The organism is Streptococcus parasalivarius (assembly GCF_054785155.1).
The window spans coordinates 1-1,412 of the sequence record NZ_BAABOB010000021.1 but is presented as its reverse complement, the minus strand read 5'-3'; the positions used below and the strand labels follow the sequence as shown (position 1 = coordinate 1,412).

1 pseudogene is annotated in these 1,412 nt (G+C 37.9%); it reads left to right on the top strand.

Features of this window, described 5'->3' with window-relative positions:
* Positions 1–122 precede the first annotated feature (122 nt).
* A pseudogene (locus ACYVQ1_RS10200) lies at positions 123–1,372 on the top strand (ISL3 family transposase).
* The last annotated feature ends 40 nt before the right edge of the window (positions 1,373–1,412 follow it).

The following is a 1,412-nucleotide window of genomic DNA, read 5'->3' as shown; positions in this document are numbered from 1 at the left end:
TGGCTCTATAATTTCTGTAGTGGGTAAAACCACTGTAGAGATTATGGAGTTTTTTCAATGTACACAAAAAGTCCCATAAGAACTATAATGAAAAGCGACCAAACCATCATTAGGAAGAACTTATGAGACTTATTAAGAATACCACAGAATTAATCGGAATTAAAGACCCTAACATCATTATTTCTCTTGTTTTGGAAACTAATACTCATATCGAGATTCATGCAAAACTTGATTATTCTGCACCACCATGCCCTCATTGTCAAGGAATAATGATCAAATATGACTTTCAAAAATCTTCTAAAATCCCTCTTCTCGAACAAGCTGGAACTCCAACACTACTACGTCTGAAGAAACGTCGCTTCCAGTGTAAAGTGTGTAAGAGAGTAACAGTGGCTGAAACCTCAATCGTTGAGAAAAACCACCAAATCTCCAACCTTGTCCGACAAAAGGTTGCACAACTTCTAACTGAGAAGGTATCACTAACGGATATTGCCAGAAGACTTCGTGTATCGACGTCCACTGTCTATCGTAAACTTGACCAGTTTACTTTCAAGGAACATTATGACAAACTCCCAGCTGTTATGTCCTGGGATGAGTTTGGGTTCAAGAAAGGTGAACTCGCTTTTGTGGCTCAAAACTATGAGACCAACAAACTCATAACCATCCTTGATAATCGCTACCAAACTACTATACGAAACTATTTTTTGAAGTATCCATTGAAAGTCCGACAACAGGTACAGTTTATCACGATGGATATGTCTGGAGCTTATATTCCACTGGCTCGCAAACTCTTCCCTAACGCCAAAATTGTTCTTGATCGATTTCACATTATCCAGCACCTTGGACGTGCCTTTTTAAAGACAAGAATTGCGATTATGAACCAGTTCGATAAGAAGTCTCTACCCTATCGAGCCTTGAAAAATCACTGGAAACTCTTTCAAAAGGACAGCCGTAAGTTATCTCTCAATTCTTTCTATTCAAAGACTTTCCGTCAAACCTTAAGTCCACATGAAGTTGTTGGGAAAACACTAGATTTTTCAGAAGAGCTTACCGACTACTATACACTTTATCAGCTCTTACTTTTTCACTTTCAGGAGAAGAGAGTAGATGAGTTTTTTGAGCTCATAGAGGAGAATATAAGCAAGGTCAATCATTACTTCAAAACTGTCTTTAGGACCTTCCTTAGACACAAGCAATACATCAAGAATGCGCTAGAAACAGACTATTCAAACGCAAAACTTGAAGCAACTAATAAGTTGATTAAAGACATCAAACGGTTGGGCTTCGGTTTTAGAAACTTCATCAACTTTAAGAAACGTGTCTTCATCATTTTGAACATAAAAAAAGAGAAGACCTATCAGGTCCTCTCTAGATGTTAGCTTTTCGTCACCCACTACAGTTGACAAACATAC